25 protein-coding genes are annotated in these 24,944 nt (G+C 69.6%); 11 read left to right on the top strand and 14 right to left on the bottom strand.

Going from position 1 to position 24,944, the window contains the following annotated elements; genetic code table 11:
- The first annotated feature begins 139 nt into the window (after positions 1 to 139).
- Positions 140 to 571, top strand: a complete 432-nt coding sequence (locus ABZ441_RS03320; protein WP_358967652.1) for a VOC family protein — start codon at positions 140 to 142, stop codon at positions 569 to 571.
- Positions 572 to 648: 77 nt separating this feature from the next.
- On the opposite strand, the gene ABZ441_RS03325 is transcribed toward ABZ441_RS03320, so the two are convergent.
- The 4 genes from ABZ441_RS03325 to ABZ441_RS03340 form a co-directional block, all read right to left on the bottom strand.
- Positions 649 to 1,416, bottom strand: coding sequence for an NPP1 family protein (locus tag ABZ441_RS03325; protein ID WP_358967654.1), 768 nt, complete (start codon positions 1,414 to 1,416; stop codon positions 649 to 651).
- 222 nt (positions 1,417 to 1,638) lie between these two features.
- Positions 1,639 to 2,772 carry a hypothetical protein gene (locus tag ABZ441_RS03330; protein WP_358967657.1) on the bottom strand — a complete coding sequence of 378 codons (1,134 nt, stop codon included), beginning with the start codon at positions 2,770 to 2,772 and terminating at the stop codon, positions 1,639 to 1,641.
- Between the two features lie 497 nt (positions 2,773 to 3,269).
- A complete protein-coding gene (locus ABZ441_RS03335) occupies positions 3,270 to 4,082 on the bottom strand; it encodes a PepSY domain-containing protein (RefSeq protein ID WP_358967660.1) in 813 nt (270 codons plus the stop codon).
- A 178-nt stretch (positions 4,083 to 4,260) separates the two neighbouring features.
- Positions 4,261 to 4,515 (bottom strand): DUF5133 domain-containing protein, encoded by a 255-nt coding sequence (locus tag ABZ441_RS03340; RefSeq protein WP_358967663.1) that lies wholly within the window; start codon positions 4,513 to 4,515, stop codon positions 4,261 to 4,263.
- 274 nt (positions 4,516 to 4,789) lie between these two features.
- Here ABZ441_RS03340 and ABZ441_RS03345 point away from each other — a divergent pair, with 274 nt between their 5' ends.
- From ABZ441_RS03345 to ABZ441_RS03370, 6 genes are all read left to right on the top strand, one after another.
- On the top strand, positions 4,790 to 5,044 hold the full coding sequence (locus ABZ441_RS03345; protein ID WP_358967666.1) for a DUF6296 family protein: 255 nt from the start codon (positions 4,790 to 4,792) through the stop codon (positions 5,042 to 5,044).
- Between the two features lie 138 nt (positions 5,045 to 5,182).
- Entirely contained in the window at positions 5,183 to 5,944 is a 762-nt protein-coding gene (locus ABZ441_RS03350; protein WP_358967669.1) for a DeoR/GlpR family DNA-binding transcription regulator, read from the top strand.
- The gene (pfkB, locus tag ABZ441_RS03355) at positions 5,941 to 6,888 is read left to right on the top strand and encodes a 1-phosphofructokinase (protein WP_358967672.1); all 948 of its coding nucleotides are present in this window, start codon (positions 5,941 to 5,943) and stop codon (positions 6,886 to 6,888) included. Before ABZ441_RS03350 ends, pfkB begins: the two co-directional genes overlap by 4 nt.
- Before the next feature lie 81 nt (positions 6,889 to 6,969).
- On the top strand, positions 6,970 to 8,946 hold the full coding sequence (locus ABZ441_RS03360; protein ID WP_358967675.1) for a fructose-specific PTS transporter subunit EIIC: 1,977 nt from the start codon (positions 6,970 to 6,972) through the stop codon (positions 8,944 to 8,946).
- A 50-nt stretch (positions 8,947 to 8,996) separates the two neighbouring features.
- Positions 8,997 to 9,269, top strand: coding sequence for an HPr family phosphocarrier protein (locus tag ABZ441_RS03365; RefSeq protein WP_358967677.1), 273 nt, complete (start codon positions 8,997 to 8,999; stop codon positions 9,267 to 9,269).
- A 1-nt stretch (position 9,270) separates the two neighbouring features.
- A complete protein-coding gene (locus ABZ441_RS03370; protein ID WP_358967680.1) occupies positions 9,271 to 9,705 on the top strand; it encodes a protein-tyrosine phosphatase family protein in 435 nt (144 codons plus the stop codon).
- Positions 9,706 to 9,729: 24 nt separating this feature from the next.
- Here ABZ441_RS03370 and ABZ441_RS03375 read toward each other — a convergent pair whose 3' ends face one another.
- Both ABZ441_RS03375 and ABZ441_RS03380 read right to left on the bottom strand, forming a co-directional pair.
- Positions 9,730 to 10,017: a hypothetical protein gene (locus ABZ441_RS03375; protein ID WP_358967683.1), complete on the bottom strand. Its 288-nt coding sequence runs from the start codon at positions 10,015 to 10,017 to the stop codon at positions 9,730 to 9,732.
- Positions 10,018 to 10,141: 124 nt separating this feature from the next.
- The gene (locus tag ABZ441_RS03380) at positions 10,142 to 10,573 is read right to left on the bottom strand and encodes a DUF2000 domain-containing protein (protein ID WP_358967685.1); all 432 of its coding nucleotides are present in this window, start codon (positions 10,571 to 10,573) and stop codon (positions 10,142 to 10,144) included.
- Positions 10,574 to 10,663: 90 nt separating this feature from the next.
- Between ABZ441_RS03380 and ABZ441_RS03385 the strand changes: the two genes are divergently transcribed.
- Positions 10,664 to 11,473, top strand: coding sequence for an AraC family transcriptional regulator (locus ABZ441_RS03385; RefSeq protein WP_358967687.1), 810 nt, complete (start codon positions 10,664 to 10,666; stop codon positions 11,471 to 11,473).
- Here the strand turns inward: ABZ441_RS03385 and ABZ441_RS03390 are convergent.
- The 6 genes from ABZ441_RS03390 to ABZ441_RS03415 form a co-directional block, all read right to left on the bottom strand.
- Positions 11,470 to 11,979, bottom strand: coding sequence for a DUF664 domain-containing protein (locus tag ABZ441_RS03390; protein WP_358967690.1), 510 nt, complete (start codon positions 11,977 to 11,979; stop codon positions 11,470 to 11,472). The genes ABZ441_RS03385 and ABZ441_RS03390 overlap by 4 nt on opposite strands.
- Before the next feature lie 52 nt (positions 11,980 to 12,031).
- Positions 12,032 to 13,045 (bottom strand): alpha/beta hydrolase, encoded by a 1,014-nt coding sequence (locus ABZ441_RS03395; protein ID WP_358967692.1) that lies wholly within the window; start codon positions 13,043 to 13,045, stop codon positions 12,032 to 12,034.
- Between the two features lie 290 nt (positions 13,046 to 13,335).
- Positions 13,336 to 13,773 carry a nuclear transport factor 2 family protein gene (locus ABZ441_RS03400; RefSeq protein ID WP_358967696.1) on the bottom strand — a complete coding sequence of 146 codons (438 nt, stop codon included), beginning with the start codon at positions 13,771 to 13,773 and terminating at the stop codon, positions 13,336 to 13,338.
- Positions 13,774 to 13,862: 89 nt separating this feature from the next.
- Positions 13,863 to 14,576 carry a DUF4230 domain-containing protein gene (locus ABZ441_RS03405; protein WP_358967699.1) on the bottom strand — a complete coding sequence of 238 codons (714 nt, stop codon included), beginning with the start codon at positions 14,574 to 14,576 and terminating at the stop codon, positions 13,863 to 13,865.
- Positions 14,577 to 14,663: 87 nt separating this feature from the next.
- The gene (locus ABZ441_RS03410) at positions 14,664 to 15,179 is read right to left on the bottom strand and encodes a DinB family protein (protein ID WP_358967702.1); all 516 of its coding nucleotides are present in this window, start codon (positions 15,177 to 15,179) and stop codon (positions 14,664 to 14,666) included.
- Between the two features lie 108 nt (positions 15,180 to 15,287).
- Complete coding sequence (locus ABZ441_RS03415) at positions 15,288 to 18,125, bottom strand: glycoside hydrolase family 48 protein (RefSeq protein WP_358968193.1); 2,838 nt, start codon at positions 18,123 to 18,125, stop codon at positions 15,288 to 15,290.
- A gap of 1,244 nt (positions 18,126 to 19,369) precedes the next feature.
- Here ABZ441_RS03415 and ABZ441_RS03420 point away from each other — a divergent pair.
- On the top strand, positions 19,370 to 21,124 hold the full coding sequence (locus ABZ441_RS03420) for a glycoside hydrolase family 6 protein (RefSeq protein WP_358967705.1): 1,755 nt from the start codon (positions 19,370 to 19,372) through the stop codon (positions 21,122 to 21,124).
- On the opposite strand, the gene ABZ441_RS03425 is transcribed toward ABZ441_RS03420, so the two are convergent.
- Positions 21,121 to 21,975, bottom strand: a complete 855-nt coding sequence (locus tag ABZ441_RS03425) for a VanZ family protein (protein ID WP_358967708.1) — start codon at positions 21,973 to 21,975, stop codon at positions 21,121 to 21,123. The two genes, ABZ441_RS03420 and ABZ441_RS03425, sit on opposite strands and share 4 nt — an antisense overlap.
- A gap of 62 nt (positions 21,976 to 22,037) precedes the next feature.
- On the opposite strand from ABZ441_RS03425, the gene ABZ441_RS03430 reads away from it, so the two are divergent.
- On the top strand, positions 22,038 to 22,538 hold the full coding sequence (locus ABZ441_RS03430) for a tetratricopeptide repeat protein (protein ID WP_358967711.1): 501 nt from the start codon (positions 22,038 to 22,040) through the stop codon (positions 22,536 to 22,538).
- 277 nt (positions 22,539 to 22,815) lie between these two features.
- On the opposite strand, the gene rpmG is transcribed toward ABZ441_RS03430, so the two are convergent.
- Positions 22,816 to 22,980, bottom strand: coding sequence for a 50S ribosomal protein L33 (gene rpmG / locus ABZ441_RS03435; RefSeq protein ID WP_358967714.1), 165 nt, complete (start codon positions 22,978 to 22,980; stop codon positions 22,816 to 22,818).
- Positions 22,981 to 23,490: 510 nt separating this feature from the next.
- Here rpmG and ABZ441_RS03440 point away from each other — a divergent pair.
- Complete coding sequence (locus ABZ441_RS03440) at positions 23,491 to 24,924, top strand: SpoIIE family protein phosphatase (protein ID WP_358967717.1); 1,434 nt, start codon at positions 23,491 to 23,493, stop codon at positions 24,922 to 24,924.
- Positions 24,925 to 24,944: the final 20 nt, after the last annotated feature.

Genomic DNA, 24,944 nt, shown 5'->3' on the forward strand with positions numbered 1-24,944 from the left:
CTGGCGTTGCGGAGTACGCCGTGGGCCCGTCATACGCAACGGTTGGACCCTCATCGGCGAAGCCTCGGCGCCCCTGCCGTCGCTGCTTCGCCGATGACGATCCGACCGGCCAGCGCACTGGCTCTGCTGAGGAGGTCCCATGAACTGGGCACTTGAGGTCGTCCCGGTCCCCGTCACCGACATGGACCGTGCAAAAGCGTTCTATACCGAGAAGGTGAACTTCAAGCTGGACCTGGACGACGAGGTCGCACCCGGTATGCGCATCATCCAGATGACTCCTCCGGGCTCACGGTGTTCCATCGCCATGCTCCAGGGGATGCCTCCCTTTCCCGGGGAGAAGGTGATGGCGCCCGGCACACTGCACGGGCTGCACATCTGTGTGACGGACATCGAGACGGCACGCGAGGAACTGGTGAGCCGGGGCGTGGAGGTCTCTCCGGTTCGCCATGTGGGCGCGACGGGCTGGGAGGAGGGCAAGGGCGACACCTGGAACTCGTTCATGTCCTTCAGCGATCCGGACGGCAACGGATGGGTCGTCCAGGAGGCACCTTCTGAGCTGTCGGCCCGCTGACATATCGCCGGAGCGGGCGGTCGACGCGCGTCGCTCCACGTACGGGGGCGGGTCGGCGGCGCCGCCCGCCCCCGAACTCAGGCGTGGGGGTCGAACGGGACCCCGGCAGGCAGGGCCTTCTCCAGGTGGCTCGCGAAGTTGCCGTCCTTGAGGCCGAATACCGCGCTGCCGAAGTCCGCCTGCACCAGCTTGTCCCGCAGCCCGGCCGGATAGCCGTTCCAGCCGACGAGAGCGGGGAACCGCCACTGGCTGTAGTGGTTCTCCGGCGGCTCGTCGCCGGAATTGGCGGGGCGGAAGCAGTGCGTGCCCGGCCCGTCCTTGTGATAGACGATCTTCGGATGCGATCCGTCCCACCGGATCTGCTCGCTGGAGTAGACGTCGAAGTCACCGTGGGCCGAGGTCGACACGAAGCGGGCTTGGTTGTTCTGGACCCACACCACTACGTGCTCCCAGTCGTGCCGGTGCCCACCGAGCCCGCTGCCGGCCACCGCCTGGTCCTTCTCGAAGTAGAGCCCGTACATGACCGCGCACCAGCCGTTGTTGCATGTGGAACGGGAATAGCCGTTGGTGTTGTCCAGATCGACGGCGTCACGGCAGCTGCCGTTGACGGCCCCGGTGGTATTGAGGCCGGCGGCAATGGTTCCGTCGGGGCCGATCGCGGGTGTGGGGTAACAACCGTCCGTGTCGTAGTCGAACGCCGGCTGGTATGTCTGCTCCATCGCGTCCGCGTTCGCGGGAAGCGCGGCCGGTGGGGCGGCGAGCGCGCTGCTCGCGGTAGCGATGACCAGCGCGATGGCACTGGTCACGACAAGCGCCGCCTTGCGGATCGGTGCACTGCTTTTCACTGCGTCCTCCAGGTGGGCGCGTGGCTGTGTGGGGGTGAAGGCACGCGCGACTACGCCTGGCATGCCCACAGCAATGGCCTTGAACCCTACGGACGCACCCCGTTCGGCACCGTGGCGGCACACAGGGGAGGCGGGACGTCCTCCGGCAGGGAACGCATCCGCGTCCCGGACCGGCGGACGTGACGTCAGGTGCCGGGCATGCAGGGCATCACGCACACCCGCCTACTGGGCGGGCCGTCCGGCTGCGGGGGCGGTCGTACCGGTCCTGACAGCCTTGCCCGGGCGCAGGGTCCACGGCACGGGACCGGTGTTCATCAGCCACCCGCCGGCGATCAGGCGGCGGATCACGAGGATCCGCAGTTCCCGCGACATCTTTCCCCAGCCCATCCCCTTGCAGAGCTGCTTCACGGACGGGCCGTGGCCGTGCGCCGCGCGGAATGCGGCGGCGAACTCCGCGGCAGCGGGCCCTTGGCCCGGGCACCTGGCCTCCCAGGCGCCGTACGCCGCGAGCACCTTCTCGTCGAACTGCGCGGGGACCGCCGTACGCATGAAGGCCTCCGACACCCTGGCCGTGGAAAAGGCACACTCGGGGCACCCCTCAACTGCTTCGACGTGCCGCCGCAGGGCCACACTCGCCCGGTCCTTCCACTCGCCCCAGGTCGGATGTTCCTCATCCGGCTCGTCGCTCGCGCCGGGCGCGGCGTCGGGCAGTGGACGCATTCCCGCCAGGTGCCGCACGGCTTCGGCCAGCAGATACCGGTCGCCGTCCAACTCCCGCAGGAATCCCTTGGCGAGCAGTTCGGGCAGGGCGGCCCGGCAGTCCTCGGGAAGGCCGGCGGGCAGCGTACCGTGCTCGTCGGCCGGCCCATGCGCCGCCAGAAAGAGTGCGGACAGCCGCGCTGAGGCCGATGCCTTCTTCACCGGCTTCGCGGCCAGAGTCCGGGTCGTCCAGCCCGACACCTTGGACCGCATCACCTTGCCGAAGGGGAGCCGGGAGTCGGCCTGAGCGCCGAGGTCCGGCACGGTGACGCCCACCGGGGTGACGAGGTCCTCCCCGAGCAGGGCGTCCTGGCCCTGCCAGCCCAGAGCGGCGAAGGCCGTGACTGCCCCCTCGGCGTCTGCCAGGCGGAGGGAACGCACGTCCTGGCCGGTGAGGTTACCGATCCCGCTCCGGGCCGCCCTGATCGAGACGACGACAGCGAGGAGCCGCGCGTCGGCACCATCCAGCGGCAGTGAGCCGACGTAGGCCAGGAGGGCACGAGCAGCCTCTCCCTGACAGGGCGTCAGCAGAAAGGGCTTCGGCTGCACTGTCGTCGCGGTGGTGGCGGAGGGCGAGTTGGGAGAGGAAGAAGGCACGACCTGCACAACGCGGAAAAGGAGCCGAAGTTACTGTTCAGGCCGGACAAGACAGCCCGTAACCGCTCCGGGCGCCCCGGCCACCCCCGCGAACCGCCGGACAGGGCGTCTCTCGGCCCGCTGCAAGAGGGACGGGTGAACCTCGTCGGCGTCGCCGGACGGCTCGGCGGAGCTCGGTCACCGGATCGCCGGGGGTGCGGCCGGGCGAGGACCGGTGACGTCGGGGCTCCGCGAAGTGTGCACACCGGCCTTCGCGGAGTACGGGCCGACCGCTCTTCGGGCCGGGACCACCCATGGCGACACGGGCTTCGGCCCGTACGGGTTTCGTGGCGCGGGCAGCATCACAGCGGCGGGAAGACCAGGGCCGCGTCTCCTCCGTGGCGCGGCGGATACAGGCCGCTGAGCCGTGCCGCCACCGGACCCGTGCACCCCTGGAACGCACATCGGTGACGCACCGCGATGCGGTACGCCACCGATGGGTCCGTTCGATACCTTCGTCAGTTGTCGTCGACCTGCTCGTCCGTGATCGTGCCCTTGGCCGCGTCCACGTCGAAGGTCGTCTTGTTCCAGTCCTTGGAGACCACGTCGACCTGCCAGACGAGAACCTGGCTGTCGTTCTCATCGAGGGCGATCGAGGTGACCCAGCCGTCCTGCTTGTCCGTGGCGACCTTGGCGGCCTGCTCGGGGGTCTGCGTCGCCTGGGAGATCCGGTCCGCCCATTGCTGCTTGTCCGCGGCGCTCTGGTCGGCGACCGGAGCGGAATCGATTACTTCGCCGGACACGGCGTCGATGGTCACGTCGTGTGCGGTGCCGTCCTCCTCGACGACCTCCGCCATCCACTTCGGGCTGCCGCCGCTGCCGCTCGGGCTCGGACTCCCGCTCGCCTCGGAACTCGGGCTGGAGCTGCCGGTCGGGCTGGAGCTGCCGCTCGGGCTGGGGCTGCCGCTCGTGTCGTCGAGGCCCTCGAGGTCCAGGTCGGTCAGCTTGCCACCGGACACCTCGCCTACGGCCGTCGTGGCTGCCTTGTCGAAAGTGACCTTGACGGTCGACAGCAGTTCCTTGCGCTCGGCCTGGGCCTTGGTCAGCTGCGCGGAGGGGCTGCCCGAAACACTCTCGGAGGGGCTGGACGTCTGGTTCGGAAGGACCTTCGCAGCCTCAGAGGTCTCTGCGGCTGTGTCGTCACCGCTGCCCTGACCGCAGCCGGTCACGAGTGTGGCGGCAAGTGCGGCGGCACACAGTGCGCCGCCGGTGACACGGAGCCTGCGGGCACGCGGGGAAGCGGTCTTGTTTCGACGGGGCTCAAATCTCATACCTGCATGCCTAGCCGCGTCCGCGATCAGTCATGTTGTCCGACCGGCGGGTGTCACCCGTTCGATGGCGGCGTCCGCCCATTCGGCGTGTCGCGCAGCCCGCCCGCGGCGGCCGCCCACACGGGTGAAGGGGCGCCGGTCCCGCGGAACCGGCGCCCCTTCACTGGAGAGTGCTGCGTCAGGCGGTCAGCTGCACCTCGGCCGGACCCGGCGCGGCGCCTAGCGATCCCGCCGACGGGACGCTGCGCAACTGCGCCGCTGCGGCGGCCAGGGCGTCGGGCACGGTCCTGGTTCCGGTCGTGACGCAGAGGGTGTAGGAGATGTCCTCGAGTTGACGGCTGCTCTCGCACGTGCGCAGCCGTGCATGGGTGCTCCGCAGATTCTCGTAGCGCTTGACGAGATTCCGCAGCGTTGCGGGATTGGCCATCAGCACGGCAGTTCCTCTCCACGGGGCGGCCGGGAGCCCGTGGGCCCCGCGCCGACGAAGTCCGATCGCGCCGGCGCTGGCGCCCGGCATCACGGGCGGCCGTGCGAAGCCGACAGCACGCGTCCGATCCCTTGCAGATGATGGTCGCCCCGCCCCACCCATTCCGCATCCGCAATCACTGACGGTCATCCGGCTCCGCCCACGAAGCGCCGGGGGGTCCGGTGGGAAACAATGGACGTGACGGGCGAGCGGCTCCTGCCGCCCGGTCGGGAGGTCGATGATGGATTACCCGGAAGCGTACGAACTCATATTCCAGGCCGGCGGCGCCGAGGACGACGTGGTCGTCGTACACCTCACAGCACGCTCCGGCGCCGGTGGTTATCCGGTCTACGAGGACGAGACCGGCATCGTGCGGGCCGAGATCAGCGAGCGGGGTGAAGTCCGGATGCAGGCGAGCGGTGGTCATCAGGTCCTGGGGGCACCGCTTCTCGTGCGGCCGCTCGCGCCGGGGAAGCCGTCCAGCGGCACCGGCTGAGGCCTTCCGGCGCGCAACGCGCCTGCACCGAAGTCCGTTCATGCCCATCGCACGCCCGAATGTGTTTACTTTCCGGACGCGCAACCGTAGTCTGCCGGTGAATCAACAGACTCGGGCACGAAACGGATACGTAACCACATGTACGCACCGGAGCGGCAGCAGGAAATCCTGCGCATCGCCGGCGAGAGCGGGCGCGTCGACGTACTGTCCCTGGCCGAGCATTTCCAGGTGACCGCCGAGACGGTACGTCGCGACCTCAAGACCCTTGACCGCGCGGGGCTCCTCCGCAGGGTGCACGGCGGGGCGATTCCTGCCGGGCCGCTCGGTTTCGAGCCGGATCTCGCCGAGCGCGACACCGTGGCGGCCGACGAGAAGGAGCGCATCGCCGCCGCCGCCCTGAGTGAACTCCCGGCGGAGGGCAACGTCATCATCGACGCGGGGACGACGACCGTCAGGCTGTCGGCAGCCGTTCCCATCGACTCGAACCTCACCGTGGTCACCCACGCCCTGCCGGTGGCCGCACGCCTCTGCGATCATCCGGCGATCGCGCTGCATCTGGTCGGCGGCAGGGTGCGCCACCGTACCCGCGCAGCGGTCGACGCGTGGGCTCTGAGCGCCTACGCGGAGATCAACGCCGATGTCGTCTTCCTCGCCACGAACGGTTTCTCTCCCACGGGCGGCCTGACCACCCCTGATCTGGCCGAGGCAGCGGTGAAACGGGCGGTGATCGCGGCCGCCCGCAGGGTGGTGCTCCTCGCCGACTCGGGCAAGTTCGGCCAGGAGCACTTCGCGCGCTTCGGCGATCTCTCCCACGTCGACCTGCTGATCACCGATACGGGGCTGAGCCCCGAGGACGCCCGGGCCATCGAGGGCCTGGGCACGGAAGTGGTACGCGCATGATCCTGACCGTCACTCCCAATCCGAGCCTGGACCGCACGTACGAACTGCCGGGACTCAGCCGGGGCGCCGTTCTGCGGGCCGCTGCCGACCGCGTCGATCCCGGCGGCAAGGGAGTCAACGTCTCCCGCGCGGTCGCCGCGGCCGGGCACCGCACCGTGGCCGTCGCGCCTCTGGGCGGCCCGGAGGGCGCGTTGCTTGCGCAGTTGCTCGGAGAACACGGCATCGAGGCCGCCGGGGTACCCATCGCCGGCAGCACCCGTGTCAACGTCACCCTCGTCGAACCCGACGGCACACTCACCAAGGTCAATGCCGCCGGGCCCGAGATCACCGCTGCCGAGGCCGAGCGTCTGCTGGACACCGTCCGGGCACGGTCGGCGGGAGCGGACTGGATCGCCTGCTGCGGAAGCCTGCCGCGTGGGCTGCCGCCGCAGTGGTACGCCGAACTCGTCGCCGGCAGCCACCGAGCGGGCGTACGGATCGCTCTCGACACCTCCGGCGCCGCGCTCGTCGCCGCGTTGCGCGAGCGGCCCGACGTGATCAAGCCGAACACGCAGGAGCTCGCCGAGGCCGTGGGCCGTCCGCTCGCGACGGTCGGTGACGCGCTCAAGGCCGCACAGGAGCTGTGCGGGCTCGGGGCACGCTCGGTGCTCGCCAGCCTGGGTGCCGTCGGACAACTGCTGGTGGAGGAGTCCGGAGCCTGTTTCGCAGGTGCGCGCGTCGACGCCGTCCGCAGCGATGTCGGCGCGGGCGACGCCTCGCTCGCGGGGTTTCTCTCCGCAGGAGGCACGGGCCGGGCGGCGTTGTCCGCCGCCGTGGCTCACGGCGCCGCCGCCGTGCAGCTGCCGGGAAGCGCCATGCCGACGCCCGCCGACCTCGATCCGGCATCAGTGATCACCACCGGCACCATCCCCGTGGACCTGCCCCTCACGGAGCAGGCCCCATGACCGTCGTAACCCTGTTCAGCCGTACGACGCCCCCGTCCCCCGCGCCGTCCCCAGGGCGGTCCACGAGCAAGGAGCACCGCGATGAGTGAGCTGATCACCGCGGAACTGGTCGATCTCGACCTGTCCGCCGAGACGAAGAGCGCGGCCGCCCGTTCACTGGCCGGACTGATGGTCGAGGCCGGCCGCGTCACCGACCTCGACGGCTTTCTCGCCGATGTGGCGGCCCGTGAGGCGCAGATGCCGACCGGGCTGGACGGCGGCATCGGTATTCCGCACTGCCGGAGCGAGCATGTCGCCGCGCCGACGCTGGCCTTCGGCCGCAGCGCGAGGGGCATCGACTTCGGCGCTGCCGACGGCCCCGCGGACCTCGTCTTCCTGATAGCCGCGCCCGCGGGCGCGGACGACGACCACCTGACCATTCTCTCGAGCCTGGCGCGGCGGCTCATGGAGCCCGGTTTCACCGGTGCGCTGCGGGCCGAGGGCGATCCCGCGGTCGCCGCGGCGCTGATCCGCGGGGAGGAGGCTCCCGAATCGGTTCCGGAGCCGGAGGAGCGCACCGCGGAGGTGGGGGCGGCAGAGCCGTTCCGTGTCGTCGCCGTCACCTCCTGTCCGACCGGCATCGCGCACACCTACATGGCCGCGGAGTCGCTGGAGGCTGCGGCACGCGCGCAGGGTGTCGAGCTGCACGTCGAGACGCAGGGCTCGGCCGGCTTCGAACGGCTGGATCCGGCGGTGATCGCGGCGGCGGACGCGGTCATCTGGGCGCACGACGTCGACGTACGCGAGAAGGCACGGTTCGGCGGCAAGCCGGTGGTCGACACCGGTGTGAAGGCCGGCATCAACCGGCCGGCCGAGCTCATCGCCGAGGCCCGGCGCAAGGCCGAGCGGGGAGAGACCAGCAGCTTCTCCGACGAGCGCGACGGACCGGGTGCCGGCGCGGGCGGTTCAGCGGTGGCGTCCGGACACTTCGGTGTCCGGCTGCGGACGTATCTGATGTCCGGCGTCAGCTACATGGTGCCGTTCGTCGCGGCCGGAGGCCTGCTCATCGCCCTCTCGTTCGCCATCGGGGGCTACGAGATCGCGAGCGCGAAGTCGGTGGCCGACCACTTCGTCTGGGGGGAGGCGGCCAGTTGGGCCGCTCTGCTCAACCAGATCGGGACCGCCGCCTTCGGCTTCCTGGTCCCGGTGCTGGCGGGGTACATCGCCTACGGGATGGCGGACCGTCCGGCGCTCGTCCCCGGTTTCGTCGGCGGCGCCATAGCGCTCACCGTCGACGCGGGCTTCCTCGGTGGCCTGGTCGCGGGTCTGCTCGCCGGCGCGGCGGTGATGGCGATCCAGCGGGTGAAGGTGCATCCCACACTGCGCGGCATCATGCCGGTGCTGGTGATCCCCCTGCTCGCGTCGATCGCGGTGGGCTTCCTGATGTTCATCGTGGTCGGCAAGCCGATCGCGTCCCTCCAGAACGCCCTCACCGACTGGCTGAACGGGCTCTCGGGCTCCAACGCGGTCATCCTCGGCATCGTCCTCGGGCTGATGATGTGCTTCGACATGGGCGGCCCGCTGAACAAGGTGGCGTACGCCTTCGCCGTCGGCGGTCTGGCCGATCCGACGCCCGGCAGCCTCAAGGTCATGGCCGCCGTGATGGCTGCCGGTATGGTCCCGCCGCTGGCGATGGCCCTCGCCACGACTCTGCGCCGCAGCCTGTTCACCCGGACCGAGCGGGAGAACGGACGGGCGGCGTGGGTCCTGGGCGCCTCGTTCATCACCGAGGGCGCGATTCCCTTCGCGGCGGCGGATCCCCTTCGGGTGATCCCCTCCGTGATGGCCGGAGGGGCGGTCACCGGCGCGCTGTCCATGGCGTTCGGCTGTACGCTCCGCGCCCCGCACGGCGGCGTGTTCGTCGTCCCGCTCATCGGTGAGCCGTTCCTCTACCTGCTCGCGATCGCCGTCGGCACCGCGGTGTCCACCGCCCTGGTCGTCGCGCTCAAGGGCATGCGACGCACCCCGGACTCCGATGCCCCCGCCGACGACGGGTCCCGCGTCGCCGTGGCCGCCTGAGCCCGGTCCCTCCCCGAACCGCAGATCCCCCAATGACCCAGGAGTGACCCGTGTACCAGCGCACCGTTTCCGTCGGCTCCCGCAGCGGGCTGCACGCCCGTCCCGCCTCGCTCTTCGTCCAGGCCGCCATGCGTCAGCCGGTCACCGTCACTGTCGGACGTGAGGGCAGCGCCCCGGTCGACGCGCGGAGCATGCTGTCGGTACTCGCCCTGGCGGCTCAGCACGGCGACCTGCTGGTGCTGTCGGCCGTGGGCGAAGGCGCGCCGGTTGCGGTCGAGGAGCTGGCCGGCCTCCTGTCCCAGGACCTCGACGGGAAGGAATGAGGTGACGGAGACCTGGAAGCCGGCGGCTGAGGGCGTACTGCGACTGCCGTCGGGGCGACTGATCCGTGGCCGCGGTCTGCGGCGCCCGCTCCCCGCGGGGCCCGAGCCCACCTTCACGCTCCACCTTCTGGGCAGCCCGCCACCGCCGGTGGCCTGGGAGTCGCGGTGGCTGCGCTGGCCCGACTTCCGTCTGCCCACCGACAGGGATGCGGCGCGTTCCGCGCTGAAGCAGGCGTGGAGCCTGGCACCGGACGGGCGGGTCGAGGTGGCGTGCGGAGGCGGCCGGGGCCGGACCGGTACGGCACTGGCCTGCCTGGCCGTGCTGGACGGCGTTCCGGCGGAGCAAGCGGTCTCCTACGTCCGCCGGAACTATCACCCCAAGGCCGTGGAGACACCTTGGCAGCGGCGGTATGTCAAACGCTTCGCGGCAGACTGAACGACTGCCGCACCGCCCGGGCGGTCACGCCATGGTGTGCGGAGCCGGAACCGTGGCTCCGCCGCCGGCGCGTACCGCCTCGACGACGCTCTGATGCAGGGATCTGCTTTCTTCCTCCGAGGGGCACGGCACCGGACTGCCGGCCAATGTGAACCAGTCCGAGGCACCGCTGTACTGAACGGCGACCTCGGCCTGCTTCTCGGTCCAAGTCGTGTGCACGGTCAGATCACCGCTCACGACACCTACTTCTTCGGTGCGCACTCCGCCGGTTCCCGCGAAGACACCGAGGGTGGTCCACGATGCCCAGTTCATGACGCGTCGCCTTTCGGGACGGTGACAAGCCTGTCAAGCGGTCTTGTTCCTGAGTATGGCACCGAGAACCATCACCCGCACGGGTGTGCCCGTGAGTATCTGTGCGATGACGCCGGGAAGCGGGTCAGGGGTGCATCGCCGCACCCTTGAGGATCTTGTCCACCGCGTTCCGCGGCCCGTACACCGCCAGGCCCACCAGGTCCATCCCATCCCCGCGCGCCGCCCGGACCGCTGCCCGGTTGGCCTTGTCATGTCCGGTCGCGAAGAGGTCGGAGGTGAAGACTGCCAGGGTCGCGCCCCTGCCGACCGCCCTGCCGTGCGCGGTCGTCAGAAGCTCCTTGGAGCCGTTGAACACGAGGACCGGCTGCCGGAACATGGGCAGGTACGGGGTGTCGTCGGCGTCGGCGTACGGCTCGCCGATCACCTCGGGCACCCGCGTTCCCAGACCGCTCACGAGGAAGGCGGTGACGTTGAGGCGCTGCCAGGTCTCGAGGTCGTCACGGAGCAGCACGGCGATCTTGGTGTCGAAGCGTACGGGTGCGTTGTCGTCGGTCATGTCCAGGAGTCTGCCGAGCCCGCCCGCCTGCGGTCTTGTACGAAGTTTGCACGCCCCCGGGGGCCGGTGACGCTCTTGTACGCTTCGTCCATGGGTGCACGTCCGGACATCACCGCGTGGCGTCCGCGCGTCGAGGGGATCGACGAGGTCTTCCACGCGCGCTTCGCCGACCACGCGTACCCCATGCACACGCATGACGCCTGGACGCTGCTCATCGTCGACGAGGGAATGGTCCGCTACGACCTGGACCGCCACGAGCACGGCGCGCCCAGCTCTGTGGTGACGCTGCTGCCTCCGCACATCCCGCACAACGGTGACGCGGCGACTCCGGGAGGTTTCCGCAAGCGTGTCCTCTATCTGAACACCGCACAGATCGACGCGGATCTCGTCGGGCGCGCGGTCGACCGGCCCGTTCTGCGGGATCCCCGGCTGCGCCACCGTGTCGACCAACTCCACCGGACGCTCGAGCTGCCCGGGGACGAGCTGGAGGCGCAGAGCCGTCTCGCTCTCGTCTCCGAGCGTCTCGCCGGGCATCTGAGCGGCGAGCCCGTCGCCCCGCAGGTGCCCGACCGCAGGGTGGCGTACGCCCTCCGGGATCTGCTCGACGAGCGCTTCGTGGAAGGGCTGCCGCTCCGCGATGCGGCGGAGCGGCTGCACACCCATCACACCCACCTGGTACGGGCCTTCAGCCGGGAGTTCGGCATGGCCCCGCACCAGTACCTGACAGCGCGACGCGTCGATCTGGCCCGGCGCCTGCTGCTCGGCGGGATGCGCTCGCCGGAGGTCGCCGCCTCGGTCGGGTTCTACGACCAGTCCCACTTCTCCCGGCATTTCAAGCGGGTGGTCGGCACGAGTCCGGGCCACTACGCGCGTACCGGAGTCGCGTCCCGGACCCTCTAGCGGCGCTCCAGCGCGCCGCGGACGAACGCCGCCTGCCCGGCGTGCTGCAGGTCGTCGGCGATGACGCTGACCAGCCGCACACCGAGGGTCACCGGCGGCGACCAGGCGTCGTCCACGACGCGGTCGAGGGCCGGGCCTTCGAGCCCCCGGACGAAGGCGAGGGTGTGCTCGTGCACGGCGTCGAAGTAGCCCAGGAGCAGGTCGGCCGACGCCACCTGCACGGACCCCACCTGCGCGCTGCTGTGGCCGTAGCCTGTCGAGCCCTTCTCGAGGGGGAGCTCGAAGCGGGATGCCCAGTCCTCGGCGAACCAGAGCTGCTCCGTCCCCGCCGCGTCGGCGATGTGGTCGTCCTGGACACGCGTGAGGTGCCACACGAGCCAGGCGACGGAATTCGCGTCGTCGTCCAGCCTGGCGTTGAGGTCCTCGGACGGAAGCCCGTCGACTGCGGCGTGCACCGCTTCGTGGATGCGTTCGAACGCATCGGCGAGAATGCCTGCGCTGTTCATACGACCACCATCGCGGGTCCGTGGACGGGGCTCCGACTGCGACACGCGGCCGTCACGGGTGCACGGTGTGCAGCCATTTCGTCAGCAGTTCGTTGACCTCCTCCGGGCGTTCCTGCTGGATCCAGTGCCCGCAGCCGTCCAGGATGTGCGAGGAGACGAGGCCCGGAAGCGTGGTGGGATAGTCGGCGATGGCGTCGGCCATCCAGACCGTGGAGGAGTCGAGGGCACCGCCGATGAACAGGGCGGGGCAGGTGAGGCGGGCGCCGTCCCAGACGGACAGGTCCTCCCAGTCGCGGTCGACGTTCCTGTAGCGGTTGAGCGGGCCGGTCGCACCGGTCCTCTCGAGCTCGGCGCTGTGGACGTCCAGCTCCGTCTCCGTGAGCCACGACGGCAGGGCACCGCCGGTGAAGCGGTCCCGCATCGCTGCCCCGGCGGGGACGAAGAAGGGGCTGGCCGCGCCCGGCGGCGGCATCGTGTCGCCGGACAGTGAGGTGTAGAAGCCGGCCAGCCACCCGCGTACGTCGGGTTCGATCTCCGCCTCGGCGCGGCCGGGCTGCTGGAAGTAGCTGACGTAGAACTCTTCGCTCCCGCCGATGGCGGCGAACCCTTCCGTGGGACGGATCGCGTTCCACGGGGCGTAGGGAACGCTGAGCATGGCCACGGACGTGAACACGTCGGGCCGCATCAGCACGCTGTTGGCTGCGATGGGCGAGCCCCAGTCGTGGCCGATGACGGTGGCGGTCTCCTCCCCCAGGGCGTGCACGACTCCGACGTTGTCCGAAACCAGGGCAGTCATCCGGTAGGCGTCCACGGGGCCGGGTGCGAACGAGCGCCCGTAGCCGCGCACATCGACGGCGACTGCACGGAAACCCGCCGCGGCGAGGGCGGAGAGCTGGTGCCGCCAGGAGTACGAGGTCTCGGGGAAGCCGTGGATCATGAGGACGAGAGGACCGGTCCCCTGTTCCAGAAGGTGGATCCGGCCGCCGGGGACGTCCACCAGCCGGTGGACCGCCCCGGGAACGGTTACGGAAGGGGTTGCTGAGGGCGCGGGGGCGGGCTGCGGCATGTGTCTCCTCGGGCTCTTGTGACCGGTCCGGGTGACCATCATTCGGCGCCGCGGTCACACCGGCCAAGAGAAATTGCCGTTTCGGCAAAGACGCAAGCCGTCCGGGTCGGGCCGGCTGTCGCAGGGGTACGCGCACGCCGCGTCCGGGTGCCGGGCCGTCTGCCGTTGAGCCGCTGCCCGGCGCCCCGGGGGCGGGGAAGAACGCGTCGAACTCGCCCCGCCGGGCTGCTCGGACCCGCCCCGTGCCGTCCGGTGCCCGGCCGGGAGAACCCTGGCCGGGCACCGTCGCCTCAGTGAGCCGAGCCGTCCGGCACGAGGCCGTCGGCGGCCAGCCCCTGCAGGACGGCCTCTCCCAGGGCCTGGACGGCGGACATCGGGCGCACCATCACGGTGAACTCCTTGATCCGGCCGTCCGGACCGAACTGGAGCAGGTCGATCCCGTGGATGTCCTTGCCGTTGACCTTGGCCCTGAACAGCAAAATTTCCGAAAGTTCCTGGGCGTCCTCCGCGCTGGTGGACGCCTCACCCTCGAAGTGTCCGACGTAGCGGAAGTCCTCGAACGTGCGCATGAGCACCCCGAAGAGAGCGAGCACCGCCGTCCTGCCCTCGAAGGGCGTGAACTTCACCGGGCTGAAGAGCCGGACGTCCTCGGTGAACAGTTCCTCCAGCGCCGCCGGGTCCCCCTTTTCGACGGCGGACCTGAAGCGCTCGGTGGTTGCGGTGGTCATGGTCATCACTCCCGGGTTCCTGACGGTCGTTGGGTGACCGTTCGCTCCGGTGAGTGTGGCTCAGGGGCCGCCGGGCCGGTGAAGGCGGGTCAGCCGGGCTGGTCGGCGTAGCGGACGGTGACCTTCTCGAATCCGAGTGAGCCGAGCAGGCCCTGGAGCATGGAGGCGGTGTTCTTCTCCGCCCGCTTCGTGAGGCCGCTCTCCTTCGCGGCGTCCCCGATGTGCTTCGCGGCCACCTTGTTGACCGCCTGTTCGCTGCCGGGGTTGTCGGAGAAGAAGTCACCGAGCCGGTCGAGGATCCCCCGCTGCTTGGAGACGGCGTAGGAGCGGTCCGGGTCCAAAGCGGGCTTGCCCAGCACCGCGTGGGGCAGCACGAGTTCGGCCGTGGTGCGTTCGTCGTTGACGGTCACTCCCCCGGCGCCGACCTTGCCGAGGTCGACGGAGGCGCCGACGGTACCGGCACCGACGTACAGGGTCCGGGTTCCCCGGATGGCGTCGGGCAGGTACTTGGCGTCCTTCTCCAGGTCGACGACCACCTGGAAGTTCCCGGCGGCGGCCTCGTACGCGCTCATGTCCTGGATGGACTTGAGCACCGCGGGGCCCGAGCGGTCCGTGGTCTTCTCACCGAAGAGGTCGCCGAAACCCGGCAGCAGGCTGAGCTTGCTGCCCAGGAGCAGCAGCACCAGCGCCGCGGCGCACACCCCGGCGAAGGGCAGGCACCCTCGCGTGCGGGAGCGGCGGGGCTGCGTGCTGCCGCGGCCGGGATCCCCGGCGCTGTCTGTCCTTACGTCAGTGGACGTCATACCTTCCATGTGACCCGGCCCGCGGCTTTCAGTCCGTCCAGGGCCCGGTTGCGTCAAATCCGTTACCGAAGAGGCCCTTTGGAGCGGTCAGGCGCCGGTGGTGCCGTCCAGCCGCTCCCTCAGCAGGTCGGCGTGACCGACGTGCCGGGCGTACTCGGCGATCATGTGTACGTGCACCGTGCGCAGCGAGTAGAGCGAGCCGCGGTGGGTGAAGGTGTCGTCGAGCGAGGCGCCCGCGACCGCCTCGTCGGCAAGGCGTATCTCCTCGATGAGACGGGCGTAGTCGTCGGACGCGCGGTCGGGTGAGTAGTCCTCGAAGTCCGCGTCCTTGCCCTTCTCCGGGTTGTACATCGGGGGCATGGACAGGCCTTGGAGCCCCTCTCGGAACCAGATGCGTTCCACTTTGGCCATGTGCCGTACGAGGCCCAGCAGAGAGAGGTTGGACGGGGCGACGGTCTGCTCGGCCAACTGCCGGCCTGTCAGACCCACGCACTTCCGCAGAAGCGTGCTGCGGTAGAACGCCAGGAAACCGGTGAGCGTCTCGCGCTCGTCCCCGGTGAGCGATCCGGTGGGGCGGGTGACTTCAGGAGCTGTCCATGTCATCGCATGATCATGCCTCCGTTCGGCCGGTGCGCGCGAGGCCCTGGCGGGTAGACGGCTCCCGGCCGCCGGCTGAGGGCCGGCGGCCGGGTCTCCGGGTGCTGCGGTCACTCACTCCAGCAGATCGGCATACGCCCCCAGAGCCAGTGCGACATCGGTCTGCGCCCAGAACCGGTGGTAGGTGAAGACCGGGGCGGCGCCGCCGTCCAGATACGCCTGCACCTTGGGCCAGTTCGGGTCGTCCTTGTAGAACGAGCGGATGGAGAGGAACGTCGAGTCGTTGTCGACCGTGTCACCGTTGGGCATCGCGCCCGTCCAGCCGTTCGGGACGTACACCGGGTCGTCGAACCTGTTGTAGTCGGCGCGGGTTTCGGGAACCGCGACCCCCGCGTCGTCCTGGTAGTGGCTCCACATGCCGTCGAGCAGTCCCTCGGCCGTGTCCTTCGCCTCGGCGTCACCGGACTTGGCGGCGTAGTAGGTCAGCGTCCTGGCATAGGCACCGGCCACACCGACGTCGTTGGTGTAGTCGGCGACCGTGACGTGGAGTCCGGAGTTCGCCCCGGGGTTCGACTCGTTCCAGGTGTCGGGCGCCCCCGACCACTTGAGGGTGGACGGCATGAGATAGGTGCCGTCCGGGTTGATGGTCGTCTCGGACAGGGCCCAGTCGACCCACTTGTCGAGTACGGCCTTGGCCTGGGCGTCGCCCGACTCGTGGTAGTACTCGGCGACCCGTTCCATGGACCATGCCTGGAAGCCGAACCACTGGTTGGAGGGCGGGTCGTGGTAGACGGGCTTCTCGTCGTAGTACATGCCGTGGAACGTCGGCGTTCCGGCCGGAGGCTGGGCGTAGCTGCCCTTCCAACTGTTGGTCGCACCGCCCGCGATGGCGCCCTCGTCGGACTGGAGCCACTGGTAGAACTCCATCTGCCGGTCCAGGCTCTTGGCCCAGTCCTGCTGACCCGTCGCCGACTTGGGCTTCAGGTCGGCGACGGAGCTCAGCGCGTAGGCCGCCATCGGGTTCTGGTAGCCGCCGTGTGCGTGACTCGATCCGATGCGCCAGGACCAGCCGGCCGAGGTGTCGGTGGCACCGCCCCAGGCGTAGTACCAGGACATCAGGTAGTGCGCACTGTCCTTGCCGCTGCCGGCCGGGCAGGTGGTCGGCCCCACGCAGTTGCCGACCTTCTTGAAGTACTTGTCGAACATGGAGTAGCGGAGATAGTCGCCCATCTTCGCGGCCTTGCCGACGGTCGCCGAGACCTCGCCCGCCTTGCCCTGTTCCTTGGCCCACGCATCGGCCCAGTAGGCGGCCTGTACGGCACGGGCGTCGGCGTCAGGAGCGTTGGTGAACTTCCACTGTTTGGCGTAGGAGGCGTCCCCGGTGAACAGGTCCAGGTAGCCGTTCTTCCCACCGTAGGTGAAGTTGTCGCAGGTCGGGTGGGTGACGGTCTCCCAGACCGACTCCTGTGAACCGCGCTGGAAGGTGTTGATGTAGGAGGGCCCGGTCTCCGTGGGACCGGCGGCGCACTTCCCTGGCGTGTTGCCGTATCCGTAGACGTTGTCGACGTCCTGGATCCAGTGCATCCCGTAGATGTCGTCCGTGCCGTACGCACTCTTCAGCTCGGAGGCGATCGGGTCCGAGCCGGAGGACGCGGATCCGTCGAGGACGGCCGGGTACTCGTTCGGCGTGTCGTGCTCGGGCGCGTAGGTGGCCGGCTTCGACGCGTTGTAGAAGGAGTTCGTGGGCTGGTCGGCGTGCGTGGGGATCATGTACTTCTCCATGGTGTCCCACGCGCCGTTGAACTTCGTCCAGTCCCCCGTGATCTTCCCGTACATCGCCTGCAGCCAGATCAGGTAGCTGTATGCCTCCGACGTCGTCTCGTGCCCCTGGTCGGGAGCTTCGACGATCAGGGTCTCGACGGAGTGGTAGGGGATGCCCTCCGAGGAGAAGTAGCCGTTCGCGGGGTCGGTGATCTTCCCGTAGAGGTCGAGGAAGCGGGCGTCGTAGTCCTTCGCCCCGGCGAGCTGGGTGACGGTGACCTCGGACTTGCTGTGGCCGGGGGCGGTGACGGTGAAGGTGGCGGCTCCCGTCCCGGTTGCGTCGGCCGAGACGGTGACCTTCTGGGGCGTGGACCAGTTCGCCGGGGTGAAGGTGAGGCTCACACCACCCGTGACACTCAGACCGGAGTTACCCGCGCTGCGCGCGACCTTGGCGGTGACCGAAGACGCCGGTGCGGTGGACAGCGAGACGTCGAATGTCCCCGACTTTCCCTGCTGAACGCCCAGTTGGGCCGGAGCGGCGACGACGGCCGGTCCGGCCGCGACAGTGATGCCCGCAGGTGGTGACTCGGCGGAGGCGCCGAGACTGTCGTATGCCCTGGCGTACACCGAGTGGGCGCCGGCGGACAGCCCTGTGGCGTTGTAGGCGTACGGGGAGGTCGTGTCCGTGCCGAGCAGCTTCGTGTCGTCGTAGAACTCGACCTTGCTGATCCCCGCCCCGTCCGCGGCGGCCGCGGTGGCGGCCAGGGACACAGGGTCTCCCGCGGAGAAGACGGCACCCGCCGCCGGACTGGTGAGGACGACGATGGGGGGCTGATGGGCGCCCACGCATGCCGTGCCGTTGACCGCGAAGGTGGTCGGCGCGGTGTTGGTGCCGCTGTAGGCGAACTGCGCACCCGTCGTGACGGCCGCACCGGCGGCGATGGAGCCGTTCCAGGCTGCGTTCTTGACGGTGACGTTCCTGCCCGACTGGGACCAGGTCCCGTTCCAGCCGTTGGTGAGCTGCTGGCTGCCGGTGTAGGCGTAGGTCAGGGTCCAGCCGTCGATCGCGGCGGAGCTCCTGTTGGTGACGGTGAGTTCGGTACTGAAGCCCGAGCCCCAGTCGTTGGCCCTGTAGTCGACGCTGCATTGGACGGCGGCGGCCTGGGCCGGCGTGCCGCCTGCGGCTGTCATTCCCAGGGGGAGGGCCAGTGCGGCCACGAGGGCGGTCCACAGGCGCCGTCTTCCGGCTCCGGTCCTACCGGGTCTCCCCGGTAACCATGCTCTTCGTGCGCGTCCTGATGGCATGCGCAGTACCTCCTCGCGGCTCGGCGACATGAGGGTGTGCGGGGTTGAGCACAAGCCTTGAACCAGTGGGAGCGCTCCCAGCATGAGGATGAGGAAAAAAGGAGTCAAGAGACTTGAAGAGTCGAATTATTTCGATGACAAGAGATGCCAACTGGCATGTTGACCGACACCAGTTGACGCTCTACCGTCAAGCCACACCAGTGGGAGCGGTTCCACCAGTCGACGTGCCGTAGGGGGCACGCCCGATCTGCTAGGAGTCGCTCATGTGTCAGATCCCGCACTTGTCACACGTGTTCACGCTGCTCCCCGGAGCAGTCCCGGCATGGCTCACAGCACGGCCGCCGCCATGGTCACGGTCTCCGGATCCGCCCTCGGGGCACGGTGGAGAACAGCACCGCGCCTGAGAGGCACGGCGACTCCCGAAGGGCGGGCAGCGCGGCCGGCGAGGGCCCGAACGGGACACGTTCGAACGGTGCGGGCCCCGCGGAGCGCTTCCTGGCCTCCGGGGCCGAACGGGACCCGCGCCAGAGGTCTCCAGGCTCGACAGCACACTCCGCACCACGGATCCGACCGGCTCCACCGGTCCGGCGGATCGTCCTGCGCCCCCGAACGAGGAGTAATCGCCTGGCCCGAACAGCATGAATCCGCGATCCGCGGACAAGACGGACCACCATCATCCGGAGCAGGTGCCCGGCCGGCGAGACCCAACAGCCGGGCGAGGGACCTGGGGTCAGCCCGCCGGTGATCTCGCCGACCGCTCCGATGCGCACGCCGACGGCATCGGCCACCGGGACGGCGGGGCCCCTGAACCGCCCACCGGCGTACGGCAGCTCCACGACCGCACCACCCGTGCCGACGAGGTCCGCGAGAGCATCCCGCTCGCACCGGTCGCGCCGACGTCCCCCTCGCCGCAGGCGAGATCGGCTGGACACCTGTCCCACCGGCCTCGCCGGCCGGGTCTCGCAGGGGTTCGACGACCAGGAACGCCTCGCTCGGACGCACCTCGAGCACCGGGGACCACTCAAGGGCCCCGTCCTTGATCAGCGACTACGAACGGTATCCCCACCCCGTACGGAATCGGGCTGCGCGATCGTCTGCGCGCCCTCGACAGCTGAGGAAACGGAATTCGCATGAGCCGCACGAGCCGCACCACCCTTCACCGATCCCGAATGGCGCTCATAGCCGCGGGCGTACTTGTCGCCGCAGCCGCGGGCTCCGCCGCCGCGGCGGCGCCCTTCGGAGCCTCCGCCGCAGCGGCGGCCGGCTGCACCGTCGACTACAAGATCCAGAATCAGTGGAACGGCGGGCTCACCGCCGCGGTGAGCGTCACGAACACGGGTGCCGCCGTGTCCGCCTGGCAGCTGGAGTGGTCGTTCGCCGGCAGCGAGAAGATCAGCCAGGGCTGGAACGCCGCGGTCTCCCAGAGCGGTGCCGCCGTCACCGCGAAGAACCTCTCCTACAACGGAGCTCTCGCCACGGGCGCTTCGGCGTCCTTCGGCTTCAACGCGTCGGGCAACGGCAACAGCGCCGTACCCGCGACCTTCAAGCTGAACGGCGTCACCTGCAACGGTGACACGACGGGCCCGACCGACCCGCCGGACCCGACCGACCCGCCCACCGACCCGCCCGCCGGCGCCAAGGCCGACAACCCGTACCAGGGCGCCAAGGTGTACGTGAACCCGGAGTGGTCGGCCAACGCCGCCGCCGAGGCGGGCGGCAGCCGGATCGCCGGCCAGCCGACGGGTGTGTGGCTCGACCGCATCGCCGCCATCGAGGGTGCCAACGGCGGGATGGGCCTGCGCGACCACCTGGACGAGGCGCTGACCCAGAAGGGCTCCGGCGAACTCGTCGTCCAGCTCGTCATCTACAACCTGCCCGGACGTGACTGTGCGGCCCTCGCCTCCAACGGCGAGCTCGGCCCGACCGAGATCGGCCGGTACAAGAGCGAGTACATCGACCCGATCGCGGCCATTCTGGCGGATTCGAAGTACGCGGGTCTGCGCATCGTCACCACCGTCGAGATCGACTCCCTGCCGAACCTGGTGACCAACGCGGGCGGCCGCCCCACCGCCACACCCGCCTGTGACGTGATGAAGGCCAACGGCAACTACGTCAAGGGCGTCGGCTACGCGCTCAACAAGCTCGGCGACGCGCCGAACGTCTACAACTACATCGACGCCGGCCACCACGGCTGGATCGGCTGGGACGACAACTTCGGCGCCTCCGCCGACATCTTCCACCAGGCCGCGACCGCCGAGGGTGCGACCGTCAACGACGTGCAGGGCTTCATCACCAACACGGCCAACTACAGCGCCCTGAAGGAGGAGAACTTCGACATCGACGACGCTGTGAACGGCACCTCGGTGAGGCAGTCCAAGTGGGTCGACTGGAACCGCTACACGGACGAGCTGTCCTTCGCCCAGGCTTTCCGCAACGAACTGGTCTCGGTCGGCTTCAACTCCGGCATCGGGATGCTCATCGACACCTCGCGCAACGGCTGGGGCGGTGCGAACAGGCCGAGCGGCCCGGGCGCCTCCACGAGCGTGGACACGTACGTCGACGGCGGGCGTTACGACCGGCGCATTCACCTGGGCAACTGGTGCAACCAGTCCGGAGCCGGCCTCGGCGAGCGGCCGAAGGCGGCCCCGGAAGCCGGCATCGACGCCTACGTCTGGATGAAGCCCCCGGGGGAGTCGGACGGTTCCAGCAAGGAGATCCCCAACAACGAGGGCAAGGGGTTCGACCGGATGTGCGACCCCACGTACACCGGTAACGCACGCAACAACAACAACATGTCCGGGGCGCTGGGCGACGCCCCGGTCTCCGGGAAGTGGTTCTCCGCCCAGTTCCAGGAGCTCATGAAGAACGCCTACCCGGCGCTCTAGGCTCCGCCTCGGCGGGCTCCGGGCGCTCCGTCGCCCGGGCCCTCCCGACGACTGCGCAGCTTGTCGAACAGGGCGCGTCCGCGAGTCACCGGCGCGGACGCGCTCCGGCGCGCGGGATCAGACTTGGACCCGCTGCCGGGATTCGGCTTGACGGCGGTCTTCGACGTGGCGGAGGGCTTCGCCCTGGCGCCGGCCTTCGTCGTGGCCGCGGGCTTCGTCCTGGTACCGGCCTTCGCCGTCGTGGAAGGTTTCGTCGTGGCCGCACGCTTCGTCGTCGCCGCGGGCTTCGCCTTGGCAGCAGACCTGACCTTGCTCCCGGTCTTCGTCTCCGCGCCCGGCTTCGCCGTGTCCGCCGGCGGCGGACCGTCCGCGAGGGTGTGATAGCGGTGGCTGATCCGTCGTCCCACCAGCGCGTATCCCAGCAGCGCGCCGGACGTGTTGAGAATGACGTCGTCGATGTCGAAGGCCCGCCCCGCAACGAGCGCGCCCTGGGTCAGCTCGACGACCGCCATGACCAGCACGGTCAGCAAGGTCATCCGGAGCATGCGGAGCCGACGTGGGACCAGAATGGGCAGCAGTACACCGAAGGGTGTACCGAGCAGGATGTTGCCGCCCGCCTGCTTGCAGGCGGCGAGGAACGTGTAGTCCTCGGCGTACTGTCGCAGAGACCGCCCCGGCTTCAGATTGGACGTGACCAGGTCCTCCGACGCAGGCGACGGGGTGAGCGTCACCTTCGCCAGGACCACGGAAAACGCAACGAGCGCAAGGAAAGCCGCGACCAACACGGCTGCGCGCAACAGCAGCCGTCCCATGCTCTTACGCCTTACTCCGGCATTCGCCTCTGCTGTCATGGCGGAACTGATGCCCCCAACCTTCGCGGCCACACCCCCCTGCCGGGTGCGACCATGTGGTCATGAGCGCACAGAAGAAGGACGAACTACTGGCGGAGGCCGTCCGGCTGCGGGAACAGGGCCATCCCGAACAGGCCAGAGAACGCCTTCTCTCCCTCACCGCGGCGTTTCCGGGGGCGGTCGACGTCGCCTACCAGACCGCTTGGGTCCACGACGTGCTCGGCCTGGAGGCAGAAGCGGTGCCTTACTACGAACGGTCCCTGCAGGCCGACGGCCTCACGGATGAGGACCGCCGAGGAGCTCTCCTGGGACTCGGCAGCACCTACCGTGTCCTGGGCCGGTTCGGACAGTCGGTCGAGACGCTCCGGCGAGGCGTGTCGGAGTTCCCGGACGACGGAGCGCTGCGCACCTTCCTGTCCATGGCGCTGTTCAACACGGGTGAGCACCACGAGGCCATGCAGCTTCTGCTGCGCCTGGTGGCAACGACGAGCGACAGTCCCGGCGTACAGCGGTACCGTCCCTCCATCGAGCACTACGCGGCGGATCTCACCCGGACCATGTGAGCACGGGTTGTCCTGGCACAGGCCGCGCGGCTTTCCGGCATGTGACGCCCCCGGAAAAAAGGGGGAGCCCCGGCCGGATCGGGGGAATCCAGCCGGGGCGGCTCAGGTGCGGGGAGCGGACCACGGCCGACGGGCTCAGGCCGCTCACTCCCACGTATAGGTGAACGATAAACCACCCGCGACCATTCCCGTCAACTCACCCCACCCTGTGATCCACACCATCACCGCGCAGGCCGGGCCGCTGCCTCCGGGGCCGGGCGCGCGACACCGACGATGGTCAGCGGGCCTCGCGGAACATGACGTGCCGCCGTGCCGCCGGGTCGAACTTCCGCAGTTCCAGCCGGTCGGGATGGCTGCGCCGGTTCTTGCGCGTCACGTAGGTGTGGCCGGTTCCGGCCGTGGACCGGAGCAGGACGACGGGCCTGGTCTCACTGCGCGACATGGGGCCTCCAGACGGGATTGCGACCTCGCCACCGTCATGGCAACGAGTGTCGTTTTCATCTCTGGTCCTACCAACACGCGCGGGACCGTCACCATTCCCACCCCCTGGACACCGGGCCGCTGGTCAACGCACCGACGGCTGGAGAGGTGAGACCGGGCCATGGCAGGCGCCGAACGCACGATCGCAATGCCGAACACCTCATCGACCCGCGCTTCGATCGGAGCTGCGGACCGACTACGCATACGCCTCCTACTCCTGGCGGAAGCGAGCCGTGACGAGCCACGCGCGCGGGCGTAGGACCGCGCGGTGCACGCCGGATGACTTGCGTCAACTCCCCCGCAAGCGCAAGGGTGTTCGGGTGCCTCGGCAGTTTACCCAGCCGACGGCATATGCCGGAAGCAAGAACGCGTCGAGTGTGGCCAAAGCCCTTACGGGGTCTTCCGGCCTGTGCGACAGTCGTATTCGGTCCACCCCCACGAACCGGCCGTACCGCCTGTATCGGAGTGCCAGATGCCGTCCCATCTGTTTGCGGACCGCCCCGCCCCTCAGCCGCCCGAGCGGGATGCCGTCGACGCCCTGATCAACCGGACCCGGCTGCTCCGCGGCGACGTGGACGCCGTGCGGCGCGACACCTCCGTGATCGACGACGACGATCCCCAGCTGCGCTGGCAGCGGGCGCTCTGTGAACTCGCCGTCCATCAGCTGGACGACCTCGGCGAGCATCTGGGGCAGCTACGGGACGGCATCCCGCACGCCACGACCGAGGAGCCGACGGGAGAGGCCACCTCGGCGGATCCTGCAGAGCCGCCCACGGGCTCGCTCCTGAGCAGAGTGGGCAGCGCGGAGTGGAACCTGCTGACCGACGAGGTCAGCTGGTCCGACGAGCTGTACAGGATCTTCGGCCGTCCCCCGGGGGCGGGAGCACTGTCACTGGACGAACTGCCCTCCGTGCTCCTGGCGGAGGACCAGCCCCTACTGACCTCGATGGTGACCGACTGCCTGGTGGACGGCAGGCCGATAGACGGCGAATTCCGGATCCTGCTGCCCGACGGCGGTATGCGCACCCTGCACATGATGGGCGAACCCGTGCTCGACGGGGACGGCTGCACGGCCTCCATGTGGGCGGTTCTGCGGGATGTCAGCAGGCTTCGGCGCAGCCAGCACATCATGGGCAGAACACGGGACACGTTGCGGCGCCAGGAGGAAACGGCCCGGACCGAACACCGGATGGCGGCCGAACTACGGGAGGCAGTCCTTCCCCCGTGGCGCGACTCGCCGCCGAATCGGGGCGGTGGCACGAGCGGCCTGGACGTCGCCACCCACTGTCTGCCTTCGGGGTCGAGTGACCTGATCGGCGGTGACTGGTACGACGCACTGCCGCTCCCGGACGGGAAGACACTGCTCACGGTCGGCGACCTCACGGGCCATGGGATTCCCGCCACTTCGGCCATGGCGATGCTGCTCGGCGCGCTGCGCGGCATGGCCGTGGCAGGCGTGGGCCCAGGGGCGGCGATGGGCCACCTGAACCAGCTGATCGAGTCCTCGGCCCAGCCCACCCTGGGCAGCGCCGTGTGCTGCCGCTTCGATCCGCAGACAGGCACGCTCGTCTGGGCGCAGGCGGGGCACCCAGCGCCGCTGCTGTTCCGCAACGGAGTGGGGCACCCCCTGCCCGCACCCGACGGGGTGCTGCTGGGGGCGGCCTCCGGAGTCGCTTACGAGCAGGACCAAGTGGCCCTGCTGCCGGGCGACGTGCTCGTACTGCACACTGACGGACTCACGCGGCGGAGCCGCCAGGGCGCCGGCCCGGACATGCTGCTGGGACTGGCGCCTCGGTTCGCGCGGGCCCGCACGGCAAAGGACTGCGTGCGCACCGTGCTCGAGGAGTTCGGAGCCGATCGACAAGGCGCAGACTCCTGCTTGTTGGTGGCCCGCGTGGAGGAGTGAGGGGCGTCCCGGTCACGTCG

The organism is Streptomyces sp. NPDC005752 (assembly GCF_040630715.1).
Taxonomy (GTDB): Bacteria; Actinomycetota; Actinomycetes; order Streptomycetales; family Streptomycetaceae; genus Streptomyces.